Here is a 25,368-nt window from a genome sequence, read left to right as displayed (position 1 = left end):
CAAAATATAATTTACTATTCACTTAAATATATGAATATCGTACAACAACAATCGTTAAAAAAATACAACACTTTTGGTATTGAAGCGTTTGCAACTGAATTTTGCGAAGTGAATTCAATTACTGATTTAGCCAGCGTTTTAAAAGAAAATCAGCAGAAAAAACTATTTATTTTAGGTGGTGGAAGCAACATGCTTTTGACTCAAAATATTGAGGCTTTGGTGTTACACATTAACAACAAAGGCATTGAAGTAATTGAGGAAAACGAGGATTTTGTTTGGGTAAAAGGAAACGCTGGTGAAACTTGGCACGAATTTGTTCAGTTTTGCATACAAAAAAATTATGGTGGCATTGAAAATTTATCTTTAATTCCTGGAAATCTTGGTGCCACTCCAATTCAAAATATTGGTGCGTATGGAGTAGAAATTAAAGACACCTTTATTTCGTGTGAAGCGATGAAAATTGACACACAAGAAATTACCACTTTTGACAAAGCTGCTTGTAAATTCGGTTATAGAGAAAGTGTTTTTAAAGCTGAATTAAAAAACCAATACGTGATTGTATCGGTTGTTTTTAAACTTACAAAAAAGAATCACAAAATAAATACGTCTTATGGTGCTATTGATATTGAATTAGAAACTATGGGCATCAAAAACCCAACCATTCAAGAGGTAAGCAAAGCCGTAATCGCCATTCGTGAAAGTAAATTACCCAATCCGAAAGTATTAGGAAATAGCGGAAGTTTCTTTAAAAATCCGATTGTTCCTATTGAAATTTACGAAAAAGCAAAAGCGAATTGTCCAGATATGCCACATTATCCAGTTTCGGAAACGCATGTAAAAGTGCCTGCGGGTTGGCTAATTGAGCAAGCCGGTTTTAAAGGTAAACGTTTCGGAGATGCTGGAATTCATACCAAACAAGCTTTAGTTTTAGTGAATTACGGAAATGCGACAGGAAATGAAATTTGGAACGTTGCGCAAAATATCCAAAAAACTATTTTTGAAAAATACGGGATTCGTATTGAGGCAGAAGTAAATGTGATTTAATTTACGAATTACTTATAAAAATTAAACTTGAAATTGTAAACAAATAAGACTAAATTTGCACAACTTTTAAAAAGAATATGGAAACAACATTATTTATACTTTTTATTGCATTTTTAGTTTTTTTCGCCGTTCAATTCGTTTATCAATCGTTTGTTTTTAGTCGTTTTTCATTTGTAAAACCTAAAAAAGAAACTCCAAAAAGCGTACCTGTTTCTGTAATTGTTTGGGCAAAAAACGAATATGAAAATTTAGTAACACAACTTCCTGTTTTAGTTTCTCAAAATTATCCAAATTACGAATTAGTACTTATTGACGATGCGTCTAATGACGAAACATTAGACTTATTTGAAGAATACGAAAAACAATATTCTTTTGTTAAATTAGTCAAAGTAAAAAACAATGAAGCCTTTTGGGGAAACAAAAAATTTGCATTAACCTTAGGAATTAAAGCTGCAAAAAATGAATATTTATTGTTTACAGATGCAGATTGCCGCATTACATCTGAAAACTGGATTTTAGAAATGACATCGCACTTTTCATTCAAAAAAACGATCGTTTTAGGATATGGGGCATATAATAAAATTAAAGGCTCTGTATTAAATAAAATAATTCGTTTTGACGATGTGGTTGTTGCCTTACAATATTTTTCTTGGGCAAGAATCGGAAAACCTTATATGGGAATTGGTAGAAATTTGGCATATAAAAAATCTGAGTTTTTCAACGTAAACGGATTTATCAATCATATTAAAGTGCGTTCAGGCGAGGATGATTTATTTATAAATGAAGCTGCAAATGCAAGCAATACAACCATTTGTTATAGTCCAGAAAGTTTCACCTATTCTGAACCAAAAACAACTTTTAAAGAATGGTTAAATCAGAAAAGAAAAGAAACCTCAACCAAAAAACATTACAAAAGTTTTGACAAGCTGCAACTTGGATTGTATTTCATTTCACAACTATCTTGTATTATTTTGGCCATAATTTTACTATCTTTCCAATATAATTGGATTATTGTATCAAGCGTTTTAGGTTTTAGATACGTTTTTAACTGGATAGTTTTTGGTTATGGCGCAGCTAAATTAAAAGAAAAAGATATTATTGTTTGGTATCCAATTTTTGAAATTATTATACTAATAACTCAAATCAGAGTGGCTTTTACCAATTTGATACACAAACCAGAACATTGGAAGTAAAACAAGAAAAAATACTCAAAAACATTCAAAAAGCTAAACTTGGCGATCAAGTGGCTTTTACTTTTCTTCTCGATTTTTATTGGAATGAAGTGTACGGATATATGCTAAAACGTACCGAAAACGAAACCGATACAGAAGACATTGTAATTGAAACTTTTGCTAAAGCATTTGATAAAATAAGCACGTACAACCCTGAATTTGGTTTCAATACTTGGTTAATTGCCATTGCTAAAAACGCCCATATTGATATGCTTCGCAAAAAAAAATCTACTTTGTTTTTAGAAATCACAGATGAAGAAGACAGTTTGGCCAATCAAGTTTTAGACAATACTCCAACAATTGAAGATAAATTAATTACCGAACAAAATTTATCGCAATTACTACAACAAATTAAGCAATTAAAACCTGCGTATCAAGAAGTTATTCAATTGCGATACTTTCAAGAAATGAGCTATCAAGATATGGCAGAACAATTGAACGAACCACTGAACAACATCAAAATAAAATTGCTTCGTGCTAAAAAATTATTAGCAGAAATTATTATCCATAAATAACAATAATTTATCTTTTTAGTCCAAAACCTATTTTTTTTGGCACGATTATTTCATATAGTTTAAATTATACACAAGTTGTAACCTTTAAAACTATATATTATGTCAAACTTCAATGTACAAAACGACAACTGGTTAGAAATAGCTTTCGAAAACAGAAACAAAGCGTATGGCGCTTACAAATTAAGAAAAGAAAGTGACGCAACGACTATAAAAGCAATGTTGTTAACTTTTGGATTTATTGCTTTTGGAATTGGATTGTTTTCATTTACAACTCCTGAAACTAAACCAATAGTAAAAACAGAACCTAATGTATTACCACCAATTGTAACAATTGTAAAATTCACACCTAAAGTTCCAACGGAAAAAGCAATTCAAACTAAAGGAACGGATAAACCAAAATTAAATCTAACTCCAAATAAAGTCCCACCAGTTGTTGTGGATAGAACAGAAGTAAAACCTATTGTTGAACCCAAAAACCCTGATACTTCTACAACATTCAATCCAAATGGTAGCGAAAATGGGAATCCGGGACCTGTTGGAAATCCGTTAGGCACCTCTACTACTCCAATCACAACAACTACGCCAGGAAATGGAAGTGGTACAAGTATATTTAAAGGCGTATTAGGTTCAGAAGCAAGTTATCCTGGAGGAATTAATATGTTCAGAACTTTTATTGCTGAAAACTACAAAGTTCCAAATTCTTTTGATCAAGACGTATTGTTTATTGAAATGATTTTTGTGATAGAAAAAGATGGATCAATGACGGATATCAGAATGGTAAGTAAAGGAGATAAAGCTTTAGAAAAAGAGGCTATTAGGGTTTTAAAATCTATGAAAAAGAAATGGACACCAGGTCGCATAAATGGCGAAGTGGTAAGAAGCGAAAAAAGACTTCCAATTCAAATTAATCTGCTTGAAGAAAATTAGAAATAGTTGAAATTTATTATAATTTTCAAAACCACATAATGCATTTATTATGTGGTTTTTTTTGAAAAAATAGTTCATAAAACAGACAAAAACAAAATAATTAAACAAAAGTTAGCGATATGTTACAATTGAAAAATAACACTTTAAAATAGGATTTGTTTTTAATGCATTTTGTATATTTGCAGTAGATTTTATATTCAAATTATGGCAACAGAAAGCGTATTTCCTCCTACTCCAAAACCAAAATGGTTACGCGTAAAATTACCCGTTGGACAAAAATATACCGAACTTAGAGGTTTGGTTGATAAATACAAATTAAATACCATTTGCGCTTCTGGTAGTTGTCCGAATATGGGAGAATGTTGGGGAGAAGGAACCGCAACTTTTATGATTTTAGGGAATATTTGTACCCGTTCTTGTGGATTTTGTGGCGTAAAAACTGGTCGTCCTGAAAATGTAGACTGGGAAGAACCAGAAAAAGTAGCCCGTTCTATTAAAATTATGAATATCAAACACGCTGTTATTACAAGTGTTGATCGAGACGATTTGAAAGATATGGGCACCATTATTTGGGCGGAAACTGTAAAAGCCATACGAAGAATGAATCCGAAAACCACGCTTGAAACTTTAATTCCAGATTTTCAAGGTAGTGAATCGCATTTAGATAAAATTATTGAAGTGGCACCCGAAGTGGTTTCACATAACATTGAAACCGTAAGAAGATTAACACGCGAAGTACGTATTCAAGCAAAATACGATAAAAGCTTAGCCGTTTTAAAATATCTAAAAGAACAAGGTTTAAACCGAACAAAATCGGGAATTATGCTTGGACTTGGCGAAACAGAAGAAGAAGTTATTCAAACTTTACACGATTTAAAAGATGCGAAAGTAGATGTAGTGACTATTGGTCAATATTTACAACCAAGTAAAAAACATTTACCTGTAAAAGAATTCATCACACCAGAACAATTTGAAAAATACGAAAAAATTGGCAAAGAATTAGGTTTTATTCATGTTGAAAGTGGCCCGTTAGTGCGTTCTTCGTATCATGCTGAGAAACATATTCACTAAAATAGTTTATTCGGTTATTTGTTTTTTGTTTAGAAGTAAAACTTTTTAACAACCAATCGAATTAACAAATAAACAAACAAGCTAAAAAATGAAAATACGTGTCGCTATAAATGGTTTTGGAAGAATTGGAAGAAATGTATTCCGATTATTACTCAATCATCCTAACATAGAAGTTGTTGCAGTAAATGACATTGCGGATATAAAAACCATGAGTCATTTATTGAAATATGATAGCATTCACGGTGTTTTACAACATTCTATTTCATCTGAAAATGAAACGTTATTAATTGACGATTTAAAATTTCAATTTTTCCATGAAAGTGATATTTCTAAATTACCCTGGAAAAACCTAAATATCGATTTTGTAATTGAGTCGACTGGTAAATTTAAAACTACAGAAACTGCTGGTTTACATATTTCAGCCGGCGCAAAAAAAGTAATTTTATCGGCACCTCCTGAAGACGAAAAAATAAAAACTTTTGTTTTAGGTGTTAATGAACATATTATAGATGGTTCTGAAACCATTATTTCCAATGCCAGCTGCACAACAAATAACGCAGCGCCAATGCTTAAAATCATCCAAGAATTGTGTGGTATTGAGCAGGCATACATTACCACGGTTCACTCCTACACTACCGACCAAAGTTTGCACGACCAACCACACAAAGATTTAAGACGTGCGCGTGGTGCTTCGCAATCCATAATTCCAACTTCGACGGGTGCTGCAAAAGCTATTACCAAAATTTTTCCAGAATTGGACGGAAAAATTGGCGGTTGTGGTATTCGAGTTCCTGTTCCAGATGGTTCGTTAACCGATATTACATTTAATGTACAGCGAAAAGTTACTATAGAAGAAATTAATTTAGCTTTTAAAAATGCCGCTGAAAACGAATTAAAAAATATTTTGGCATATACAAAAGACCCAATTGTTTCGGTAGATATTATTGGAAATAAAAATTCGTGTGTGTTTGATTCGCAATTAACTTCTGTAATTGACAAAATGGTCAAAATAGTGGGTTGGTATGATAATGAAATTGGGTATTCTTCTCGTATAATTGATTTAATTCTTTTTTTATCGAAAAATAAATACTAATTTTAACATTATTAATTATAGGTTTCGAATACTAAATAATGAAAAAACTCCTTTTTCTACTTACTTTTTTCACTCTAATTACTTTTTCTCAGACAAAGGAAAACAAACCTGACAGCATTACCTATTTTCTTGAACTAGCCAATTATTCTTTTGAAGAAAAATACAATTCTAAGGATGCCGTAAAGTACGTTCAGAAAGCAATTGAATATTCAAAAGCATGTAAAAATAATGAAAAACTTTATGATAGTTACTATTTTTTAGGAAGCTTGTATTTAGAAACCAATAATTATAATGAAGCCATTATTAACTTCATAAAATGTTCAAATTACTATGAAACTAATCAAATTCGTTCGTCAAAAGTAGCAAAAATAAACTATGCATTGGGAACCTTATATTTAGAAAAAAGAAATTTTAAAATTGCAAAATTATATTTCAATAAGTCCTATTCTATTTACAATGCAATCAATTCAAGCAATACATTAGTATTAATCGAACTTCAAAAAGGATTAACTTTAAAAGCCAACAATAAATTAGAAGAAGCCATTCTTGTGTTTGACAATATTGCCAGTACGAGCAGAGATGTAGAACCTAGTAAAATTGAAGCGCTTTATCAGCTAAGCAAAATTTACTACACACAAGAAGATTATGAAAAAGCATTAGATTTTTCTAAAAGAGCTTTGAAATTGGTAGAAAATAATTCTGTAGGCATTTCGAAAAAGAAAATTTTAAATAACCTTATTTTAATTTGTGAAAAACAAGAAGACTATAAATTATCTAATTTTTATTTAAAAGAGTTTTTAACTTTAAATGAGATAAAAAACAACTCCAGTCTTGCCAATACAGATTTACTTATCAATAAAAAAGAGCACGACAATCAATTAGAAATTGTTGAAAAACTGGAAAAAGAGAAAAACGACCAATTAAAATCCATTAGGTTTAACAAACTAATTAGTATAATGAGCATTGTATTAATTGCCATTTTATCTCTATTGAGTTTTTCTTTATACAAGAACAATAAAATTAGAACCGTTACGAATAAACTTTTACAAGAAAAAAACGAAGAATTAACCGAACAAAAAGAAAAAGCAGAGCTCGCATCAAATGCCCGTTCAGAGTTTTTATCTACTGTAAGTCACGAGTTACGAACGCCTTTAAATGCTATAAACGGAATTACACATTTGCTGTTGCAAGAAAATCCGAAATCGACGCAATTAAATTACTTAAAATCATTAGAATTTTCAGGAAATTACTTATTAAGTTTTATTAATGACATATTAGAAATCAATCGATTAGAATCTAAAGCAATACATATTGAAAAAATTAATTTTAATTTAGAAGAATTAATTAAAAATATTAGCGAATCGTTCAATGGATTTATTGAACAAAACAATATTGATTTTACATTAGAATTGGATTTTGAAAACCACAAAAACTTACTTGGAGACCCTACAAAATTGTCTCAAATTTTAATAAATTTAATTAATAATTCCATCAAGTTTACCAAAAATGGAAAAGTTACATTTTCAGTGAAAACCTTAAAAGAACATGACGATACGGTAACGTTAAATTTTGTGATACAAGATAACGGTATCGGTATTCCGGAAGACAAAATAGCCAATATTTTCGATAGTTTTTCTCAAGGTTCAGTAGAAATAAATAGAACATATGGAGGTACTGGATTAGGACTTTCTATTGTTAAAAAAATTATTGAGTTATTGGGCAGTGAAATTCATTTAGAAAGTAAAGTAAACGAGGGAACTAAATTGTATTTCGATTTAAATTTCGGAAAATCAAATGCAGAAATTATTTTAAATCAAGAGAAAAAGAAAGTTACTTCTTATGACAATTTAAAAAACAAAAGCGTTTTATTGGTTGAAGACAACAAAATCAACCAAATGATTACCAAAAAAATGGTGGAAAACAAAGGTATGATTTGCACAATAATTGACAACGGCGAAGATGCAATTATTGAAATGCAAAAAAACAGCTTTGATTTGGTTTTAATGGATGTTCACTTAACTGGAATTAACGGAACTGAAGCCACAGCAGAAATAAGAAAATTTGACAAAACAACTCCAATAATTGCTTTAACCGCTATTTCGTTAAACGAAAACAAAGAAATGTTGTTATCTTTTGGTATGAATGAAGTAATTACAAAACCTTTTAATCCAGACTATTTTTACAGCGTTATAAGTGATTACTTAGTATAACTCTTACCCAATTAGTAACCAAAGCATCAAATTGCTCTTTTTCTGAAACAAACTTGGATTGTATTGGTAAATAAAACAAGTTACTCGAGTTTATTTTTCCGTTTAAACGCATAAAATCCTTTTCGGTGGTAACTATAATTTTATCTTTTGAAAGTTCATTTATTTCTGAAATTTCTGCTTCTGAAAAATTATGATGATCTGGATATATCATAACTTTATCAGTCCCAGAATTTAAATAATCAACAAAATATTTTGGCTTGGCAATTCCCGCAACAATAACTTTTTCTTTAGAAATTATATCTGAAACCGAAATGCTGTTTTCTGAACCAAAAACATCAGAATCATAGTCAATTGAAGTAAAAAAAATGGGCACATTTACGTTTAATTTCAGTTTTACATCATCTTTGTTTAATTCAGAAATATTTTGTGGACATTTGGTAACAACAACTAAGTTGGTACGCTTTTTACCGATAGCACTTTCTCGTAAATTTCCGAAAGGCAAAATAAAATCATTAGAAAACAAATCGTCATAAGCCGTTAAGAGTATGTAGAAACCTGCTTTTACTTTTCTATGCTGAAACGCATCGTCTAATAAAATAATATCTGGATTGTTATTTGAAATTAAGTTGTCAATTCCGGTTTGTCTGTCTTCGCAAACGGTAACTGAAATTTCAGGAAATTTGGAATACATTTGAAACGATTCGTCACCCAATTCCGAAGCCGTAACAACATCATTTGCCAACACAAAACCTTTTGAACTTCGTTTGTATCCACGACTCAAAACGGCAATTTTATAAGTATCTTTTAATAATCGAATTAGGTATTCTGTTTGAGGTGTTTTACCGGTTCCACCTGCGCTTAAATTTCCTATTGCTATAATAGGGAAATCATATGATTTTGAAGGAAAAACACCTAAATCATATAACCAATTTCTTATAAAGGTAACTAACCAATATACACCTCCAAATGGAAAAAGTAATTTTCGTAAAAAATTCATAGTTATTTATCTAAATAATTACATACAAAAGTATTCCTTATAATTAGACATGCAAATGTACAAAATTAGCATGAATTAAATTTCACGTAAATTATATTTAAAATCAATTGCATTTTTTATCTTTGAAAACACAAAATTTCTAAAACGAAAAATGCAATTATCTGAAATCACAAAACAACTTGAAGAATTGGCTCCTTTAGCTTACGCTGAAGAATTTGACAACGTTGGACTTTTAGTCGGTCACGCCAATGACATTAATGGTATTTTGGTTTGCCACGATGCTTTAGAAGAAGTTATTGACGAAGCCATTTCCAAAAAATGTAATTTAATTGTTTGTTTTCATCCAATTTTATTTTCTAGATTAAAAAAAATTACAGGAAAAAATTATGTAGAACGAGCAATTATCAAAGCTATAAAAAATGATATTGCCATTTATGCCGTTCATACTGCATTAGATAATCATCAAAATGGAGTAAATAAAATTTTCTGTGATGCTTTAGGTTTAACGAATACTAAAGTTTTAATTCCAAAACAAAATTTCATTTATAAATTAGTAACATATACCAAACCTGAAAACGAAAACCAAGTAAAACAAGCCTTGTTTGAAGTTGGCGCTGGAAGTATAGGCAACTATGATAATTGTAGTTTTACATCAGCTGGAAGTAGTTCTTTTAAAGGTAATGAAAAAAGCAGTCCGGTAATTGGACAAAAACACATTTTACAGAAAGAAGACGAAATTAAAATAGAGGTAATTTTCGAAAAACACTTACAAAGCAACATATTAAAGGCATTATTTGCTAATCATATGTACGAAGAAGTGGCATATGAAATTTACAAAACAGAAAACGAACACCAAAATATTGGCTTAGGCATGATTGGCGAATTAGAACATCCAATGAAACCAAACGCTTTTTTACACTTTGTGAAAGAAAAAATGGAATGTGGTGGCATTCGTCATAGTCAATTTTTAGCAACGGAAATCAAAAAAGTTGCGGTTTTAGGTGGAAGTGGTAGTTTTGCAATCAATAAAGCAATTGAAGCTGGAGCGGATGCTTTTTTAACCGCAGATTTAAAATATCATCAGTTTTATGAAGCCGAAAACAAGCTGCTTTTAGCAGATATTGGTCATTTTGAAAGCGAAAGATATACAAAAAATTATATTGTTGACTTTCTTAAAGAAAAAATCACTAATTTTGCAATCATTTTATCAGAATTAAATACAAATCCCGTTAAATATTTTTAACAATATGGCAAATACAAAAGAACTAAGCGTAGAAGAAAAATTAAGAGCAATTTATGCCTTACAATTGATTGATTCTAAAATTGACGAAATAAGAAACGTACGAGGAGAATTACCTTTAGAAGTAGAAGATTTAGAAGATGAAGTAGCTGGATTATCTAAACGTTTAGACAAATTAAACGACGATTTAAACAACATTGATCATCAAGCAAAAGAAAAAAAGAACAATATTGATGACCACAAAGCAGCAATAAAAAAATATACAGATCAACAAAAAAATGTGCGTAACAATAGAGAATTTAATTCTTTATCAAAAGAAATTGAATTTCAAGAATTAGAAATTCAATTGGCTGAAAAGCACATTAAAGAAATGAAAGTTACTTTAGAAAACAAAAAAGAAATTGTTAATCAAACTAAAGACAAACTGGATAGCAAACAAAACCACTTAAAACATAAAAAAGCTGAATTAAGTGCTATTATGGCAGAAACCGAAAAAGACGAAAACTTTTTAATTGAAAAATCTAATGATTTTAGAGGCAAAATTGAAGCTCGTTTATTAGCGGCGTATGACAGAATTAGAAATAGCGTTGTTAATGGCTTAGCCGTAGTTTCTATCGAGCGAGGGGCATCTGCAGGTTCTTTCTTTACTATTCCACCACAAACTCAAATGGAAATTGCAGGTAGAAAGAAAATTTTAACCGATGAGCACAGTGGACGTATTTTAGTGGACACTATTTTAGCTGACGAAGAAAGAGAAAAAATGGAGAAAATTTTCGCCAAAATGTAATTGAATTAGTCGAAAGTTTTAAAGTCGAAAAAAAAGACCAACATATACAATATAAAATCCCAATGTAAATTGGGATTTTTTTTATAAAAACAAACCTCATAAACAAAAAACATCCAAACAAATAAACCTAATAACCATTTAAACTAAAAATACTACCTTTGCCTAATGGACGAACAATTAGTACGAATCAATAAATATTTGTCAGAATCTGGATTTTGCTCTCGTAGAGAAGCCGATCGGTTATTGGAAGAAGGCAGAATCACCATCAACGGACAATCTCCAGAATTAGGCACGAAAGTAGCTCCAGGAGACGAAGTTCGCGTAAATGGGGAATTAGTTTCCAACGCGAATAAAAAACCTATTTATTTATCCTTCCACAAACCTGCAGGAATTGAATGCACTACGAATTTAAACATTCAGGACAATATTGTAGATTATATCAATTATCCCGAACGTGTTTTCCCTATTGGAAGATTAGACAAAGCCAGTGAAGGATTAATATTTATGACCAATGATGGCGATATTGTAAACAAAATTTTACGCGCCAGAAACAACCACGAAAAAGAATATATTGTAACTGTTGACAAACCAATTACTGAAACTTTCATTAATCAAATGAGCAATGGATTGCATATTTTAGACACCATTACCAAAAAATGTAATGTAGAAAAAATGAGTCAGTTTGTGTTTAAAATTGTTTTAACACAAGGTTTAAACCGTCAAATTCGTCGTATGTGCGAGTATTTAGATTACGATGTAACTTCCCTAAAACGCATCCGAATTATCAACATCACTTTAGATGTTCCTGTTGGAAAATACCGCCCGTTAACAGATAAAGAAATCGTAGAATTAAATACACTTATCGAGCCTTCCAGTAAAACCGAAGACGCAAGTATTTTGCGTGATAAAAAAATCAATTACGGAAGTAGAAATTACGACAAGCGAAACAGATAATTTTATTTGGGCGTTCCCTTTCAGGTCGTGTCTTCCGCTATATCTTTTTATATTTTGTTACCTTAGAGAACCTCAGGCAACAAAATACAAAAAGGATGCCGCTACAACCACTAACGCACATTCGTTTTCATTAGAACAGATATTCCATTACGTAGTCGTCCATAACGTAACCATTTCCAATATCTATTACTTCCTCTTTTGAAATAACAAAACCTAATTTCTCATAGAAAAATTTAGCTCTATTATATTTATTAACATTTAAATAAATGCCCTCCTGATTATTGCTTTTTGCGATTTTTACTATTTCATCAATCATAAATTTTCCGAAACCTTTTCCTTGCGTTTCTGGTAACAAATAAATTTTATGAATTTTAGTTAATGGCCGGCCAAGGTTCTCAAAGTTGCAATTCAATTCGTAGGCAACAAAACCAATAACATTAGTATCTTCAAAAAATAATTCAAAAACTTGACCCTCATCCATTTGCTTTTCTAAATTGGCAATAGAATAAAAAACATCTAACATATAAACTAATTGCGCATTAGATAATATGTCTCCATAAGTTGAAGGCCAAATAGCATACGCCAAATCGCGAACTTTTGGAAGTTGTTCTTTTTTACAAGATATCATTTTCATTTGGCTAAAATAAAAACAAAAAGGGTCAATCTGAAGTAGATTGACCCTTTTTTTATTTATAAAAAATAGTGACTATTTTTTAACTACTTTAAATTGACTTGAAGTATCATTAGCAAAAACTTTTACTATATAAACTGATGTAGCTAAATCAGATAAATCAACAGTAACTAAGTTACTATTTGGTTTCATACTTCTAAGTTGTCTTCCGCTAATATCGTACACTTGAACAGCAGTAATTTCACTACTATAACTAATAGTTAACCTATCAATTACTGGGTTAGGATAGTATTTTAAAGATTTGATATCAAAACTTTGGTTTTCTAATACTACTACAACCGTAACCGCTAATGCTGTACTTCTACACGTTCCTACAACTGAAACTGCATAATAAGTAGTTCCATTTACTAATTGAGTTCCTGCAGCAATTGGATTCGTTCCTGCTGCTGCATCAGCTGCAGTTGGATACCAAATTACATTTGTTCCTGATACTGAAATATCTTCAATTGTTGCGTCTGGACCTACACCTCCAAAAATAGTTTGTGTAGCAGCACCCGTTGGTGTAGCTGGAGAAGATATTGTAACATTTACTGCAGTTCTTGAACTTTCACAACTATTTACCGTTTGTGAAACATAATAGATTCCACTAGTAAGTGCGGTAGTTGAAGCTATTGGTGAACCACTAGTAGGTGATGAATACCATTGTAAACTAGAACCTGTTGCAACTAAATTGGCCACAGTTCCAGCAGTACAGAAAGTTTGAGAGGCTGCTGTTGGTGCTGTTGTTGCATTAACAGTTACCGTAACTGATGTTCTTGTACTTTCACAACCATTTAACGTTTGAGAAACAAAATAAGTACCCGTAGCTAAAGCTGTTGAAGCACTTAAAGCAGATCCACTTGTTGAAGCTGAATACCATTGTAAACCAGTTCCGGTAGCAGATAAATTAGCTACTATAGCACTATTACAAAATGTTTGCGCAGAAGCTGTAGGTGCAGTTGTAGTATTTATTGTAACTGTAACTGAAGTTCTTGTACTTTCACAACCATTAACCGTTTGAGATACATAATAAGTTCCTGATGAAACAGAAGCTGAAGATACAACAACATTTCCAGCCGTTGCAGCATCATACCAAGTATAAGCTGAACCGTTTGGCAATAAATCAGAAACTAAAGCTGCATTACAAAAAGTTTGAGCAGATGCATTAGGTGCTGTAGGAATTGGATTCACGACAGCTGTTACTGCAAATCTAGTTGTACTTTCACAACCATTAACTGATTGTGAAGCATAATATATAGTTCCATTTGTTAACCCAACTAAAGGCAATAATGAAGCAGGGTATTCTGTACCACCTGTAGCAGCATTGTACCATTTAATATTACTACCCGTAGCAACTAATTGCGATAAATTAGCCGAACCACAGAATGCTTGAGAAGCAGTTCCTGTTGGTGTATTTGCAACATTAATTGTTACCGTTACAGGCATAATTTTTTCACAGCCATTTGCATTATTAACTGCTTTGATGTAATATGTTCCAGAAGTGGTTACCGCACTAGCTGTCGTTAAAGCAGTAGTTGCCGTACTATCTGACCAATACGATAATGTTATTCCTGTATCCGAACCAGCTGTAATTGCATTTGCTGTAATATCTATTGTAGATGGACTACAAACCGAGGCTGGATTAGTAATTGTTAATACCGGTTGTGGATTAATAGTTACTGTAACTGGAATTATAACTGAACATCCATTAGTGTTTGTCCCTTTAATATAATAGGTACCTGAGGTACTAACAGCACTTGGTAAAGTTAAAGCAGTAGTAGCCGCTAAATCCGTAAAGTATGTAAATGTTAATCCTGAATCAGAACCTGTTGTTACCCCTGATGCTGTAAGATTTACAGTAGTTGGCGCACAAACCGTTGTTGGGTTTACACTTACTACATTTGGTAAAGCATTTACTGTTACTATTACTGATGCCATTGCAACACAACCGTTAGAATTTGTACCTTTAATATAATACGTTCCAGAACTTGCAACTGCATTTGGATTTGCCAATACTGTTGTAGCTGAAACATCTGTGAAATAACTATAGGTTAAACCTGCAGTTGAACCAGTTGTTACAGCAGCAGCTGTTAAGTCTACTGAAGATCCAATACATACTGCACTTGGAGCATTTGCAACAACCACTGGTAATGGTTTAGCTGTTACAGTAAATGTAGCCGTATTAACACATTGTCCTCCAGAATTTTGGTTTGCAGTTAATGTATACGTTGTAGTTGCTGTTGGATTAAATACCCAACCATTTGTAATATCTCCTGAAATACCTAATAAAGGTGACCAAACATAAGTATCAAAATCTAATAAAGTAGATGTTACAGTTACAGGAACAGTAGTAACTACTCCTGCACAAATTGTTGTACTTGCGCTACTTAACGTTAACGCTGGTGCCGGGTTAACAGTTACTGGAACTGCAACTCTTGGAGAAGCACAAACTGTTGGAATTGTTAAGTTCATTTTATGAATAAATCTTAGGTCTGTAAGGTACGTTGTTGTTGAAGACCAACCGTATCCACCGGTTATTGAAACCCCAGTTGTAGTAAATGGATAAGCACCTGTTTGATAATACCAGATTAAACCAGTCCCTAAAGAAGAACAAATTAACCTATAACCTGCCCCTGCTGTTGGAACAACAAAAGTTGATGGTAAAGTAATATTTGTTAGTGCAGTATCTGATCCCGTAAATCCAGTCACAGTTGTTGAAGCAATATCTACACCATTTGAATCTTGTAAATTAATGGTTAAGTCACCAGAACCTGAAACCAAAACATCAATACTATTAATTACAACATTATTTGTAGTAGTTGTAAATAACATCCCTCCATTTGTAGAGCCTGTTGTTAATGCAGTACTAATTGCTGCAGTAGATCCTAATGAAACTGTTGAATTGGCAATGGTTTCTGCACTAGCATAGTAAGTAGCCGAAGTACTTAATTGTGGCGTAACAAATGGCGAACCAGTTCCTACAGAAGTACCTCCTGTTGCAGTTGTATACCATTTAATTGTTGTACCAGTGCTTGCTGTAGCTTGAATACTCGCGGTACCTGTTCCACAACGAGTAGCCGGTGTTGTTGTAGTAATGTTATTGTTAAATACTACTGAAGCTATACTTGAATATCCAGGAGTTCCTCCACAAGCAACAATCTTACAACGATATTGAGTGGCAACAGCTGGTGTAACTGTTATTGTTGTAGCTGTTGCAGATGCAACATCTTGCCATGAACCTCCATTGTCAATACTAGATTGCCATTGGAAAGCTAAACCATCATTACTTCCTGTGTAATCGATACTTAAGTTTACGCTAGTACCCAAACAAATTGTAGTAGCACTAGCTATTGTGTTTACACCTGTAGGTGGAGTATTATTTAAAATATTCATTAATACTTGAGCCGAACCTGGGGCATTTGTACAACCCGTAGTTTGATTCGTATAAGAAATAGAATACGTTGTAGTAATTGCTGGCGCTACAGATTGAGAGAAAATGTTTGTTCCAGTTGCAATTGTAGTTGTACCATTGACATTAGTAGCCGTCCATGTTGTATTGTAATTTGCTGGTGGTGAAAATCTCCAAGCTAAAGGAGTGGTGATTTCAGCTGATTGGCCATTCCAGTAATTTGCTGCATTTGTTGTGCAGTTTGGAGCAGTTGCACCAATTGTTTTTGTTGGATCCTGAAGACCAATATATTTATTTCTTGAATCATTATTAAAAGAACAAGTTGTAGCCAATTGATTTGTAGCGCTGATAACTCTAATTTCAATAATCCCTGTTGTTTCATATAATACCAATTCTGCAGAATTTCTTCCATCTGTTGCATTAGTAGAACACCATAATGGAGCATTAGCATATTGCACAATGAATCTTCTATTAGGAGCAATTCCTTCTGTCCAATATGCAATTTTTCCTTTATCAGTTCCAACTGTACTGTTATCAAATTTTAAATCTCTAGCACATACCGCTATTGTACTCGCGGGATTTACTGTATTTGGAAAGCCTCCTGTAAAATTATATTGAGTTGAACCTGTTGCACCAAAATTAACTGTACCATTAGTAGCAATATTCAAAGTAGTATAAATCGTTCCAAAAAAGTTGAAATTAAAACCTATTGGTTTTGCGTTCCAATAACCATCGTCAAGACCTGATACATTACCTGTACCGGCCGTAGCTACTGCATTTTCACATAATACAACCCCATTAGAAGGAATAGTACTTAATGCAGTTGGAGCTGTTATACAAGTAGCAGTAAAATTCCCTGCACTTAAACCTGAATTGATAGTTGCACTAGTTCCTGGACATACTCCACTAGCTGTTGTGGTAACCGTAGCAGTAGGTAAAGGATACACACCTACAGAAATAAACGCCACTGAAGGACATCCACCATTATTTGGTGTTCCAGTTACTTTAAAATCAGTAGTAGCAGAAATAGTAGCCGTAATTGAAGCTCCTGTTGTAGTGGTTAGGGTTGTTCCACTTGTTAATGATTCCCAAGTGTAAACTACACCTATAATTGAAGAACTTGCAGTTAATGTAACGTCACCACCTGTACCACAAAAATTAGGAACTGAAGGGGTTATTGTAATAATATCATTACTAAATCCTTCATCTGTGTAAGAAACACCTGCTTGATTTTTATTTAATGAATTAGAATCAGTAGCTGTAACCGACCAAGTTACCGTAGCGTTAGACGGAGTAACAGTTGGTATAACACCTGACCAATCATTACCTGATGTATTAGTCATAGTGATTGGTGTTTGTGCTGTTCCATTAATACTATAATTAATTACAACACTAGCAATAGTTCCAGAAACTGGAGTAACAGTAACAGTAACTGTTCTTGCTATATTTGGGCAAAATTTACCCATTGGTGTCATCAATAAATTTGATAGAGCTGGACTTGGTGAAATCGCATCAAATTCCCAAGCACCTATGTCATAACCTGTTCCTGTACCTCCTGGACGTGTAACGCCATTAAAATCTGGACTTGTTACAGTAATTGAATTACCACCACCTTCAGCTTGCGTTGTAATACCAGCAGCTGGTTTTAAGAAAGTAGCATCTGATCCTGTTGTAGAAGTAAAGAAAGTTGCTGGAACAAAAGCTGTTTCAGTGAATGAATTTGCATCACGAGGCGCTATTGTACCTGCAGTAAATACTCCTGCAATATATTGTGCCATAGTTTGTGCACCCATTGTTCCGTCACTATAAATTAAATTACTAGCACCCGGAGTTCCTGCATAAAATAAATTATTGTTTGATGTTGCTGCATAATTTGCTAATGTAGAAGCAATTCCACTAGTTCTTCTAAAAGCAACAGCTAAACCTGTACCAGTTGGTGTTAGGTTATTGAAAATCATATTATTTTGTATATCTAACGAAGCAGTTGTAGCCGTTGTACTTGTGGTATGTAAAATACCTGTACCTCCAAAGTTTGCTCCACCACTACCTGCTAAATAAACCGAGTTGTTATAAACTTTTTGCGTTGAAGTTGCAGTGGTAGAGGAAATAGAAATACCATGAATAGCATCTGGTAAACTTGCATTTGGCGCTGTTAATCCTCCAATAATATTATTATAAGTACTTACGTTAGTTCCCCCTGATAATAAAATACCTTTTACAGGATTGACTGTAAGTAAAGTATTAGTAATTGCACCACTTTGAGATAAACCATATACTTTATTTCTGTACATATTTACAGCGGTTCCACCAGAAACTGACATACCATGTACTAAAGGAGATGTAGCTCCAGAACCAGATAAAGTATGAATTGTATTTTGGAATGCATTTGTTAAGGTTGCTCCTGTAACAGCTAAACCTGTTACAGTTGATGAAGCTCCTGATGAAGATAATGTATTAATAGTATTTGCATTAATATTAATAACTGGTGATGTATTTGCACACAATATACCTACTAAACTACCACCTGTTCCTGTAGAAGACAAACCAGTAATTGTATTATTTGCAATATTTAATGGGTTTGCTAAATTACCTGTTGATACAATATTAATACCAGTAATTGTACTTTGACCAGTTAAATTAGTAATTGTATTATTTGATAATGAGGAAGTTCCTCCAAAATGAGAAAAGCTCATACCTAAAATAGCGCTCCCACCAGTTATCCAGTTATTAAATGTGTTCCCTGTAACTGTTCGAGTAGCACTATTACTGGCAGTACCATCAGCATTATTAATACCTGTAATTGCTGTAGCACCTGTTGTAGTAATATTTGAAAAATTATTATTCGTTATATTACTAATAGCGCCAGTAGCTGAAGACGCGGAAGCAAATAATCCTAAAATTGTTCCACCTGCACCAGGCTTATTAAACGCAGTTACAATACTGTTATTTGTGATGTTTTGAGTACCTGTTGCCGCAACAGTATAACTATGAGAAATAAACGTTACTGAGCCTGCAGTATTCACATTTAAATTTGTAAATGTATTACCTGAAACGGTAGCAATATTATTAGCCGCTGTAGCTCCAGTAAGGTTAATATATGTTTGAGAATTTGTTCCTGCAACAGCATGAGAAATTCCTTGAAAATTATTATTAGTAATATTATGAGTAGTTGCAACACTATTCGCTACACTTAAACCTGTTAAGGTTCCTGAATTTGCAAAGACATATTTTACAAATCCTAGAGTAGATGTACCGATACTGTTTGTAGAAACATTTACAGAAGGCGTTGTTCCTGTCATTGATCCAGATGTAATAATACCTGTAACAGCAGTTACTGTTCCTGAAACGGCTATACCACGAATAGTATTGTTTGATACCACTAAAGTATTTCCTGTTGCCGTACTCCTAATTCCTAATGCTATTGCAGTTGCACCCGTTGTTGAAGTAAGTACACCCGTTGAATTTGAAAGAGGAGTTGCAGTAATATTAAATGTATAACCCGTTCTAATATTATCAGCAGTTGTATTTCCTATCGTATTATTACTAATATTGAATACTCCGGCTGTACCAGCGGTATCAATTCCTGTAAATCCACCACTAAGAGTAGCAGTAGTTCCCACTGCATCAATAGCACCTATAGTATTATTTTGAATAGTTACAGTTCCTGTGCTTGTAGCGTAAATACCTACTACCTGACCACCAGTTGTTGTACAAGCTGCATAAACCGATGAGTTTCCTGTAGTTGCTCCAATTGTGTTACTTGTAGTAGTACCAATATTTGCATTTCCAGAAGTTACGTTAATACCTGCCCATATACCATTAATTGTCCCTGCACCACTTGAAGTAAATAATGCAAAACCAGCAATAGTATTTCCTTGAATATTAGAAACTGCGGCTCCTGATGTAAAACCTAACGTCATACCTGTATAACGAGTTGCAGTTGCAGTACCTGCAGTAGCATACGAAGAAGGAAAACCAGCAAGAAGAAGCGAGTTACCTATTAAATTAGTTGTTCCAGTTCCAGATGCACTAGCATAACCAATAATGTTACCTGTAATAGTATAACCACCTCCTGAACCAATATTAATACCATTGTGCGTATTACCTGTAGTGTATAAACGTGTAGCGGTTTGGAACAATTTGTTATTGGTAATTGTCCATGTAGCGTTTCCTGTTGAAGCAAAAATACCTACAGTAGCAGTAAGCGGACTGTAATAATCAGAAATTTGATTGTTATCTATTGTGTTTCCACTGTTATCTACCGCAGCACTTGTACCTAACGAATAAATTGCATTCGCTGGGAAGTTAGTTAGTGTTAATACAGTTGATGCAACTGTTGCAGTTGCATTTACTGTATACGTTCCATTTCCTCCAAGTCCTGTTCCTGATGCCGTAATAATCGTACCTGCAGTAACACCAGTACCTGAAACAGTAGCTCCCGGAACCACAAAACCACTAGTAACTGCAGTTACAGTTATAGCAGTTGTCGTTTGAGAACCCGTAACCACAGCCGTTGCAGCATTTGCTGTAAAGGTACAGTTATTTATAGTATTGTTGTCATTACCTGAAAACAATCCAGCACCAAAATACACTGAACCTCCTGTTGTAGAAAGGTTGGCACTTTTAATATCTAGATATTTTAAAGTATTGTTATTGGCATCATTAGTAAACATAATGGCATTTGCACCTCCAGTAGAGGTTCCAGTTAAGGCAATTGCAGATACATTATTAGTACTATTGTTTAGCGTGTATGTTCCAGCGCCTCCAGTTCCAGTTCCATATCCTGTAATTACAGTACCTGGAAGCACACCTGTTCCTGAAAGTGTTTGACCAATTAAAAATGGCCCTGAACCTGCTGTTAATGTTCCCACAGTAAATGTTGCTCCTGCAATAGAAGAACCTGTAGCTGTAGTTGATGCTGTAGCTCCACCTGGCGCTAAGTTAGCAATTGTAATAGCAGAAGTTGTACCTGTTTGATTTACACGTCCATCAATTGTTATTTTTGCTGTGCTATTTAAATCAAAAATAGAAGATGATGTAGCATTAGAAATAGTTAAAGGTGTAGCTACTGTAGTAGGATATACATTAATTGTATACCCAGCCCCTGCTCCACCTGTAGGTCCTACTATAGGAAATGTTTCTGGTGTTACTGGATAACCTGTAATTAATTCTAGATTAACATTACCTACTAATCCGTTTGAATTAATAGCAGCGAAAGCAGTAGTTAAATTTGCATAATCTCCACCCGTACCAACAGTTTTAGTTCCTGTAAGAGTACCTGATGGGGTAGCTTGAGTGCCTTCTAAACTTGCACTAACCGCACCTTCAGTAAATGCTGCAACTCTCCAATAATAAGTGGCTCCAAAAGTAAGACCTGTAGCCGCATATGTACTAGTATTAGCGGCTGATGTATTTACTAAAGTATATGTAATACCATCCGTTGAACGGTACACAAAATAACCTAATTCATTAGTAGCATTATCTGTCCAGTTTAGAGTAGTAGATCCACCAGTTACTCCACTAAATGTTAAAGCAGTTGGTGCTAAAGCCACCGGCGGTGTGAATTTATAAAAAGTATTAGCTAAATTAGCTATTTGAACACTAGCAGCAAAAGAATTGGCTGTAGGAGTTGTTGTTGTAGTATTTTGTGTTGATGGTGCACCAACAGCAACAAAAGCTGATGAATTAGCAACATTACTTGAACTATGAAAAATTGATCTAGTTACACTTGCAGTATTTGAATTTATTATACTTCCATATAAAAACTCAAAAACACCAGTGCTTTCATTTAACACTAATTGCATATTACCAGAAATAGTATTATCAGTATAAAATGCGTAAAATTGATTCCATTCAATTATTAATTTTCTATTTGGAGCAGTTCCTGTTACAATATAAGACATACCATTCCCTGTTTCATTATCTCCATCCATTAGAGCTAAAGTAACTGTTGAAGCAGCATATCCAGTAACAGCTGAACCACCTATTGCAGTTGCTCCACTAGTAGTATGTAACCTTGCTTGACCATTACTATTAACACTTATATGAGAATAATTGCTACCCATATAAAGGAAATTAAACCCAATTGGAAATACGGAACTTCCAAAGCTATCTTGAATACCTGTAGTTAAAGATGTTGCACCCGTCATCGAGTTTAAAGTACTAACACCTGATGTAAAAGAATAATTGACAGATGTTGATTGCCCTTGAACAAAAACAAAAGAAAGTAATGCTACAAACACTGTTACAAAAGAAAGCCAGTTTTGTTTTGTAGCTGTGTACGATGTGTTTTCTTGTTTTTGAGAACTAGCTGCTCCTTTAGTAAGAAGGGTAGCAACCGAATCGTAAATGTTTATCATAATAAGTAATTTAGTTTAATAAGTGTAATTCACAAATATATTTATTTTTTTAAATAAATAATAGTATTGACTCACTTTTATTAAATTATCACTAAAATATAGGGAAATAATATAAATTATTAATAAAAAATAAAAAACTTCCCAATTTTTTGAGAAGTTTCTATATTTATGCTTGACCGGTTGGTCCAAAATTTAGTGGAATGGGTGGATGTTCTTCCTCTTTTATCTGTCCGTGTGCGTTTTCAAAACGATGAATGTTTTCGTTTAGCGCTTTTAACAAACGTTTAGCGTGTTGGGGCGTTAAAATGATTCTGGATTTTACTTTTGCTTTCGGCACGCCTGGCATTAGGGCAATAAAATCTAAAACAAATTCGGTATTCGAATGGTTAATAATAGCTAGATTGGAATAGGTTCCTTCTGCTACTTTTTCGTCTAGTTCAATATTGATTTGACCTTCTTGGTTGTTGTTTTCCATGGTTTTAATTGATAATTTATAATTGTGATTAGAACGTTATTTTTTTTGCTTAAACGCAAAGGGCGGAAAGATTGTCGCTAAGATCGCTAAGATATTAAAAATATGGACTTTTGACTTTTTAATTAAACATATAAGGCATATAAGAAAATGTAAGTTATTTTTTGACTTTTGACTTTCATCTAATGCAATAATACAAAAACCTTTTGATTTAAAAAAAGCCTAACAGAAAAAAATCTGATAGGCCTTTTTAGTATATTAAGAATAAGAATTAGTAATTAAATTCTACTTTTCCAGCCATTAATTCGCTGTATTCTTCTTTAGAACCTACAATAATGTTATCGTAATCTCTCATACCTGTACCTGCAGGAATTCTGTGACCTACGATTACATTTTCTTTCAATCCTTCTAATGTATCAATTTTACCAGCAACAGCCGCTTCGTTTAATACTTTAGTAGTTTCCTGGAACGATGCCGCAGAAATGAATGATTTTGTTTGTAACGATGCTCTTGTAATACCTTGTAAAACTGGTGTTGCAGTAGCGGTAATTACATCTCTAGCAGTAACTAAGTTTTTATCTTCACGTTTTAATAATGAATTTTCATCCCTTAGATCTCTTGGAGAAATAATTTGTCCTGGTTTTAAGCTTGAAGAATCACCTGCTTCTTCTACAACTTTCATTCCGTATAACTTATCGTTTTCTAAAATGAAATCTGAAGTATGTGCTAATTGATCTTCTAAGAATAACGTATCTCCCGGATCTTGGATTCTTACTTTTCTCATCATCTGACGAATCACTACTTCGAAGTGTTTGTCATTGATTTTTACCCCTTGTAAACGGTACACCTCTTGAATTTCATTTACCAAGTACTGTTGTACAGCAGATGGTCCTTGAATTCTTAAGATATCTTCTGGAGTAATTGCTCCGTCTGATAATGGTGTTCCGGCTCTTACGAAGTCATTTTCTTGAACTAAGATTTGAGCTGAAAGTTTTACTAAATATTTCTTAACATCTCCAAATTTAGATTCAATTGACAACTCGCGATTTCCTCTTTTCACTTTTCCAAATGTAACTACACCATCAATTTCAGTAACTACTGCAGGGTTTGAAGGATTACGAGCTTCTAATAACTCGGTAATTCTTGGTAAACCTCCTGTAATATCACTTGCTTTAGAAGAACGACGAGGAATTTTTACAAGAATTTTTCCTGCTTTAATTTTCTCGCCATTATCAACCATAAGGTGTGCCCCTACTGGTAAATTGTATGATCTAATTAATTCTCCATCTTTACCATAAATATGTAAGGTTGGAATTAATTTTTTGTTACGTCCTTCAGAAATTACTTTTTCTTGGAAACCTGTTTGCTCATCAATTTCAACCATGAATGATTGTCCTTGTTCTAAATCTTCATAAGCAATTTTACCTGTAAATTCAGATACAATTACACCATTATAAGGATCCCATTTACAAATAGCAGCTCCTTTTTCTACTTTATCTCCGTCTTTAACAAAAATGGTAGAACCGTAAGGAATATTGTGTGTACTTAATAAAATACCCGTATTAACATCTAGTAATTTTAATTCGGTAGAACGAGAAATTACGATATCGATAGGATTTCCATCTGCATCATCTCCTTTTACTGTTTTTAAATCTTCGATTTCAAGTTTTCCTGTGAAACGAGCTGAAATTCCAGCTTCTTCAGAAATACCTCCTGCTACCCCTCCAACGTGGAATGTACGAAGTGTTAACTGTGTACCTGGCTCTCCAATTGACTGCGCAGCAATTACTCCGACTGCTTCACCTCTTTGTGCCATTTTACCAGTTGCTAAATTACGACCGTAACATTTAGTACAGATTCCTTTTTTAGCTTCACAAGTTAATGCAGAACGCACTTCTACTTTTTCAATTGGTGACGCTTCAACAGCTTTAACAATTGCTTCAGTAATGTGTTCGCCAGCTTGAATTAAAACTTCAGAGTTGAATGGATTTACAACATCTTGTAAGGCTACACGTCCTAAAATTCTTTCTCCTAATGTTTCAACAATTTCTTCGTTTTTCTTTAACGCAGAAACTTCTACACCTCTTAATGTTCCACAATCTACAGAATTGATAATAACATCTTGAGATACATCATGTAATCTTCTTGTTAAATATCCCGCATCGGCAGTTTTAAGAGCCGTATCCGCTAATCCTTTACGTGCACCGTGAGTAGAAATGAAGTATTCTAAAATTGATAAACCTTCTTTAAAGTTAGAAAGAATTGGATTTTCAATAATTTCACCACCACCTGCAGTAGATTTTTTCGGCTTAGCCATTAATCCACGCATACCCGTTAACTGACGAATTTGTTCTTTAGAACCCCTTGCACCAGAGTCAAGCATCATAT

15 protein-coding genes are annotated in these 25,368 nt (G+C 33.3%); 10 read left to right on the top strand and 5 right to left on the bottom strand.

Going from position 1 to position 25,368, the window contains the following annotated elements; translation table 11 throughout:
* The first annotated feature begins 30 nt into the window (after positions 1-30).
* The 7 genes from murB to ABWP78_RS03345 all read left to right on the top strand — a co-directional run bounded on the left by murB (position 31) and on the right by ABWP78_RS03345 (position 8,092).
* The gene (gene murB, locus ABWP78_RS03375; protein WP_353169063.1) at positions 31-1,044 is read left to right on the top strand and encodes a UDP-N-acetylmuramate dehydrogenase; all 1,014 of its coding nucleotides are present in this window, start codon (positions 31-33) and stop codon (positions 1,042-1,044) included.
* A gap of 77 nt (positions 1,045-1,121) precedes the next feature.
* A complete protein-coding gene (locus ABWP78_RS03370) occupies positions 1,122-2,237 on the top strand; it encodes a glycosyltransferase (RefSeq protein WP_353169060.1) in 1,116 nt (371 codons plus the stop codon).
* Positions 2,228-2,791: an RNA polymerase sigma factor gene (locus ABWP78_RS03365; protein WP_291241136.1), complete on the top strand. Its 564-nt coding sequence runs from the start codon at positions 2,228-2,230 to the stop codon at positions 2,789-2,791. Before ABWP78_RS03370 ends, ABWP78_RS03365 begins: the two co-directional genes overlap by 10 nt.
* Before the next feature lie 99 nt (positions 2,792-2,890).
* On the top strand, positions 2,891-3,718 hold the full coding sequence (locus ABWP78_RS03360) for an energy transducer TonB (protein WP_353169058.1): 828 nt from the start codon (positions 2,891-2,893) through the stop codon (positions 3,716-3,718).
* 204 nt (positions 3,719-3,922) lie between these two features.
* Complete coding sequence (gene lipA / locus ABWP78_RS03355; protein ID WP_353169055.1) at positions 3,923-4,789, top strand: lipoyl synthase; 867 nt, start codon at positions 3,923-3,925, stop codon at positions 4,787-4,789.
* A gap of 88 nt (positions 4,790-4,877) precedes the next feature.
* Entirely contained in the window at positions 4,878-5,882 is a 1,005-nt protein-coding gene (gene gap, locus ABWP78_RS03350; RefSeq protein WP_353169053.1) for a type I glyceraldehyde-3-phosphate dehydrogenase, read from the top strand.
* A 38-nt stretch (positions 5,883-5,920) separates the two neighbouring features.
* Positions 5,921-8,092, top strand: a complete 2,172-nt coding sequence (locus ABWP78_RS03345; protein ID WP_353169050.1) for a tetratricopeptide repeat-containing hybrid sensor histidine kinase/response regulator — start codon at positions 5,921-5,923, stop codon at positions 8,090-8,092.
* Here the strand turns inward: ABWP78_RS03345 and lpxK are convergent.
* On the bottom strand, positions 8,070-9,089 hold the full coding sequence (gene lpxK / locus ABWP78_RS03340) for a tetraacyldisaccharide 4'-kinase (RefSeq protein WP_353169047.1): 1,020 nt from the start codon (positions 9,087-9,089) through the stop codon (positions 8,070-8,072). The genes ABWP78_RS03345 and lpxK overlap by 23 nt on opposite strands.
* Before the next feature lie 151 nt (positions 9,090-9,240).
* Here lpxK and ABWP78_RS03335 point away from each other — a divergent pair, with 151 nt between their 5' ends.
* The 3 genes from ABWP78_RS03335 (at position 9,241) to rluF (ending at position 12,070) form a co-directional block, all read left to right on the top strand.
* Positions 9,241-10,332, top strand: coding sequence for a Nif3-like dinuclear metal center hexameric protein (locus tag ABWP78_RS03335; protein ID WP_353169044.1), 1,092 nt, complete (start codon positions 9,241-9,243; stop codon positions 10,330-10,332).
* A gap of 4 nt (positions 10,333-10,336) precedes the next feature.
* Positions 10,337-11,116 (top strand): zinc ribbon domain-containing protein, encoded by a 780-nt coding sequence (locus ABWP78_RS03330; protein ID WP_353169042.1) that lies wholly within the window; start codon positions 10,337-10,339, stop codon positions 11,114-11,116.
* Between the two features lie 165 nt (positions 11,117-11,281).
* The gene (gene rluF, locus ABWP78_RS03325; protein ID WP_353169039.1) at positions 11,282-12,070 is read left to right on the top strand and encodes a 23S rRNA pseudouridine(2604) synthase RluF; all 789 of its coding nucleotides are present in this window, start codon (positions 11,282-11,284) and stop codon (positions 12,068-12,070) included.
* A 130-nt stretch (positions 12,071-12,200) separates the two neighbouring features.
* Here rluF and ABWP78_RS03320 read toward each other — a convergent pair whose 3' ends face one another.
* From ABWP78_RS03320 to ABWP78_RS03305, 4 genes are all read right to left on the bottom strand, one after another.
* Positions 12,201-12,698: a GNAT family N-acetyltransferase gene (locus ABWP78_RS03320; RefSeq protein ID WP_353169036.1), complete on the bottom strand. Its 498-nt coding sequence runs from the start codon at positions 12,696-12,698 to the stop codon at positions 12,201-12,203.
* Between the two features lie 78 nt (positions 12,699-12,776).
* The gene (locus tag ABWP78_RS03315) at positions 12,777-22,508 is read right to left on the bottom strand and encodes an Ig-like domain-containing protein (protein ID WP_353169034.1); all 9,732 of its coding nucleotides are present in this window, start codon (positions 22,506-22,508) and stop codon (positions 12,777-12,779) included.
* Between the two features lie 166 nt (positions 22,509-22,674).
* Positions 22,675-22,983: a DUF3467 domain-containing protein gene (locus ABWP78_RS03310; protein ID WP_353169031.1), complete on the bottom strand. Its 309-nt coding sequence runs from the start codon at positions 22,981-22,983 to the stop codon at positions 22,675-22,677.
* A gap of 268 nt (positions 22,984-23,251) precedes the next feature.
* The coding region (locus tag ABWP78_RS03305; RefSeq protein WP_502905452.1) for a DNA-directed RNA polymerase subunit beta' at positions 23,252-25,368 on the bottom strand (2,117 nt) is incomplete at its 5' end.

Origin of the sequence: Flavobacterium sp. (assembly GCF_040402955.1) — a bacterium.
In the GTDB taxonomy this organism is placed as follows: Bacteria; Bacteroidota; Bacteroidia; order Flavobacteriales; family Flavobacteriaceae; genus Flavobacterium.
Note: the sequence above shows the minus strand (reverse complement) of the source record. Positions and strands in the feature narration are given on the sequence as shown.